The organism is Nocardia sp. NPDC060220, assembly GCF_042727815.1.
Lineage (GTDB): Bacteria > Actinomycetota > Actinomycetes > Mycobacteriales > Mycobacteriaceae > Nocardia.
On record NZ_JBHWZY010000679.1, the window covers coordinates 1 to 3,823 of the forward strand.

At 68.1% G+C, this 3,823-nt stretch carries 5 protein-coding genes; 4 read left to right on the forward strand and 1 reads right to left on the reverse strand.

Annotation, left to right across the window (positions count from 1 at the left end; genetic code table 11):
* Both ACFWF3_RS27575 and ACFWF3_RS27580 read left to right on the forward strand, forming a co-directional pair.
* Nucleotides 1-458, forward strand: a 458-nt coding sequence (locus ACFWF3_RS27575; protein WP_379316320.1) for a YceI family protein, incomplete at its 5' end; no start/stop codon positions are given.
* A 100-nt stretch (nt 459-558) separates the two neighbouring features.
* Nucleotides 559-786 carry a DUF3107 domain-containing protein gene (locus tag ACFWF3_RS27580; protein ID WP_067450585.1) on the forward strand — a complete coding sequence of 76 codons (228 nt, stop codon included), beginning with the start codon at nt 559-561 and terminating at the stop codon, nt 784-786.
* Nucleotides 787-847: 61 nt separating this feature from the next.
* On the opposite strand, the gene ACFWF3_RS27585 is transcribed toward ACFWF3_RS27580, so the two are convergent.
* Complete coding sequence (locus tag ACFWF3_RS27585; RefSeq protein ID WP_056812916.1) at nt 848-1,531, reverse strand: TetR/AcrR family transcriptional regulator; 684 nt, start codon at nt 1,529-1,531, stop codon at nt 848-850.
* A gap of 195 nt (nt 1,532-1,726) precedes the next feature.
* On the opposite strand from ACFWF3_RS27585, the gene ACFWF3_RS27590 reads away from it, so the two are divergent.
* Nucleotides 1,727-2,815, forward strand: coding sequence for a DUF3152 domain-containing protein (locus tag ACFWF3_RS27590; RefSeq protein ID WP_378991265.1), 1,089 nt, complete (start codon nt 1,727-1,729; stop codon nt 2,813-2,815).
* Nucleotides 2,816-2,924: 109 nt separating this feature from the next.
* Nucleotides 2,925-3,823 (forward strand): molybdopterin-synthase adenylyltransferase MoeB (gene moeB, locus ACFWF3_RS27595; protein WP_379316322.1); only part of this gene is annotated, 899 nt, incomplete at its 3' end.

Sequence of the window (3,823 nt, forward strand, 5' to 3'; positions counted from 1 at the left end):
CCATTCGCCACCTCGGGATCGCCAAGGTGCGCGGCGGATTCACCCGCTTCCAGACCGAGTTCGTCGTGGACGAGACGGGCGCGGCCACCCTCGGCGCCACCATCGAACTCGATTCCTTCGACACCAGCAACGCCGACCGCGACGCTCACATCCGCCAGGCCGACTTCCTCGACGTCGCCAACCGCCCGACCCTGAGCTTCCGTGCCACCCAGCCGGTCCGGGTCGCCGAAACCTTCACCGTCACCGGCGAGGCCACCCTGGGCGCGATCACCCAGCCGCTGACCCTCGACGTCGAATGGGGCGGCATCGCCGACTTCCCCGACGGCACCCGGCACGCGGGTTTCTCCGCCACCGGCGCCATCAAGCGCACCGACTTCGGCGTCGGCGTCGCTATGCCGGGCATGCTGTCGGACACCGTGAAGATCGAACTCGAGATCGAACTGATCGAGCCCGCCTGATCCCGTTCGCTGACAGCGCACCAGGTGTGGGAGCGGTGGTGTTCGGGCTGCACTAGCCTGGGACCTGACAACACAGGACTCTTACGTTCGGAGGTTGGCCGTGGAGGTCAAGATCGGTATTTCGGATAGCCCGCGCGAGCTCGTGATCAACAGTGCGCAGAGCCCTGATGAGATCGAGGCGCTGGTGTCCGATGCGCTGAGCGGCTCCGCCGGTGTCGTGTCACTCACCGACGAGAAGGGCCGCAAGTTCCTGATCCAGGCCGCGAAGGTCGCCTACGTGGAAATCGGTTCCCCGGCCGTCGGCCGAGTCGGCTTCGCCACGATCTGAGCTGCGAACACAAAAATGCCCCGCCATTTCCGATGGCGGGGCATTTTCCGTCGTTGCGGACTCAGAGGTCCTGGGAGTAGGCACGCTGGGCGGCGGTCAGCGGCACGTGCTTGAGGCCACCCCAGGCCAGCGACACCGTGGTGTCGACGGCTTCGTCCTTGGGGACCGGGCGGTCGGCTTCGAGCCAGTAGCGCGCCGAGAACTGGCTGGCGCCGACGAGGCCGACGGCAAGGATGCGCGCGCGGTACGGGTCGAGACCCGAGTCGTGGGCGACCAGATCGAACACCGCGTCGACACAGGCTTCGGTGGCCTGCTCGACCCGGCGCTGCACCTGCGGTTCGCTGGTGAGGTCGGATTCGAAGACGAGGCGGAAGCCCTGCATCTCGTTGTCGACGAAATCGAAGTACGCGGCGACCGCGGCCCGCACGCGCTGCTTGTTGTCGGTGGTGGAGCGCAGCGCCTGGCGCACGCTCGACACCAGGATGTCGACGTAGTTCTGCAGCACCGCCAGGTACAGCTCCAGCTTGCTGGCGAAGTGCTGGTACAGCACCGGCTTGCTGACCCCGGCTACCTGGGAGATCTCGTCCATGCCCGCCGCGTGGTAGCCGCGCTGGACGAAGACCTCGCTGGCGGCGAGCAGCAGCTGCTGGCGGCGCTCGTCGCGAGGCAGGCGGGTGCCGCGTTTGGCCGGGACCGTCTCCGGCACCGATCGGCGCGAGGGCATGCGGTCCACGAGGTCAGTCATCTCGGCTCTCTATAGTCGATTCCCCAGGCCGCCGGGTGTGCGGTCGGGTATCCCACGAACGATACTCGCACGGTGTTCGCCCTGCGTCTCGCCCTGGAAATGTAGTACCAGTCCACGGAGTTCGCCGGGCCGTAACCGCGCGATCTCCTCCGGCCGCCCGTACGGCGGATTTGCGCACTGTGAGAATCTGATGGGGTGACCGACCGGACGGATGACCATGCCGACGGCGGGCGCGATGTCGCTCGCTCCACGCAACCCTCCGAGTCCGGTGCTGTCACGTCGGCGCAGGAGGGGCGGGAGTTGCAGGTCTACGACCCGCTCGGGCTCTATCAGCCCGCCGACCGATCCCGCCAGCCGCTGCGTGCCCGCTGGGATCCCACCGACCACGACAACGGCCGCCCGCGCAGCCCGCAGCGGGAGGCGAAGAAGCAGAGCGCGCTCGGTCGATTCGTGTCCGCCTACGGGTGGCGGGCCTACGCGCTGCCGGTGCTGCTCGCCATCACCGTGCTGGTCGTCGTCGACGCGGTGCGCACCGGACCGATCCCGCCGCCGAGCGATCCCGGCTTCGGCGCGCTGAGTCCCAAGGTGGCGCAGTCCGGCATCATCGGCGCACCCCCCGGCGACGGCAAGTTCCCCGCCGATCTGCCGCTGGGCGCGCTGCCGGAGGGCGGCGACTACGTCGAGCGCGCGGCGGGCACCTGGCATGTGGTGCCGGGCACCAGCGCCCAGGTCGGCGCCGGCACCGAGCGCGTGTTCCGCTACACCGTCGAAGTCGAGGACGGCATCGACACCGCACCGTTCGGTGGCGACGCCGCCGTGGCGAAGATGGTGGAGACCACCCTGGCCAACCCGAAGAGCTGGACCAACGACCCCAAGTTCGGCTTCCAGCGCATCGACGCGGGCCCGGCCGACTTCCGGCTCTCGCTCACCTCTCGCGAAAGCACCCGTGCCGCGTGCGGCTTCGAGATCCCGATCGACTCGTCGTGCTACAACGCCGACCTCGACCGGGTCGTGCTCTCGGAGGTCCGCTGGGTCCGCGGCGCGCTGGCCTTCGACGGCGACATCGGTTCCTACCGGCAGTACCAGATCAACCACGAGGTCGGCCACGCCATCGGCTATCACGGCCATCAGCCGTGCGAGACCGACGGCGGCCTCGCGCCGATCATGATGCAGCAGACCTTCGGCACCAAGAACAACGACATCGCCCTGCTCGACCCCCACGGCGTGGTCCCCGCCGACGGCAAGACCTGCCGCTTCAACCCCTGGCCCTACCCGCGCGGCTAGTGGCCTCGCCCATGCGGGACCATGGACGGGAAGAACAGCGCGGCGGGTCTTGTTGTAGACAGCAGAACGGCCACCAGGCCCAGCCGCCTTCAGATACAGGAGTTCTCACGTGTCTCTCACAGGGACGTTGCCGCCGCTGGTCGAACCGGCCGCGGAACTGACCAAGGACGAAATCGCTCGCTACAGCAGGCACCTGATCATCCCCGATCTCGGTGTCGACGGTCAGAAGCGGTTGAAGAACGCCAAGGTCCTCGTGATCGGCGCGGGCGGCCTCGGCGCGCCTGCCCTGCTCTATCTGGCCGCGGCCGGTGTCGGCACGCTCGGCATCGTCGAGTTCGACGAGGTCGACGCCTCCAACCTGCAGCGCCAGATCATCCACGGCGAATCCGATATCGGCCGTCCCAAGGCCGACAGCGCCCGCGATTCCATCCTGGAGATCAACTCCGGGATCGACGTGCGGCTGCACAAGATCCGCCTGGAGCCCGAGAACGCCGTGGAGCTGTTCGCCGAGTACGACCTGATCGTCGACGGCACCGACAACTTCGCCACCCGCTACCTCGTCAACGACGCCGCCGTCCTCGCGGGCAAGCCCTACGTGTGGGGCTCGATCTACCGCTTCGAGGGCCAGGTCTCGGTGTTCTGGGAAGACGCCCCCGACGGGCGCGGCATCAACTACCGCGACCTGTACCCGGAGGCCCCGCCGCCGGGAATGGTCCCCTCCTGCGCCGAGGGTGGCGTGCTGGGCGTGCTGTGCGCGTCGATCGGATCGGTGATGGTGACCGAGGCGATCAAGCTGATCACCGGCATCGGTGAGACGCTGCTCGGCCGCCTGATGGTCTACGACGCACTGGACATGAACTACCGCACCATCAAGCTGCGCCGCGATCCGCAGCGTGAGCCGATCACCGAACTGATCGACTACGACGCGTTCTGCGGTGTGGTGTCGGAGGAAGGCACCGCGGCCGCAGCCGGGTCGACCATCACCGCCGCCGAGCTCAAGGATCTCCT

Bases quoted from the DNA above. Each gene is read 5' to 3' on its own strand.
- ACFWF3_RS27585 (WP_056812916.1), bottom strand. From the start codon at position 1,531: ATGACTGACCTCGTGGACCGCATGCCCTCGCGCCGATCGGTGCCGGAG.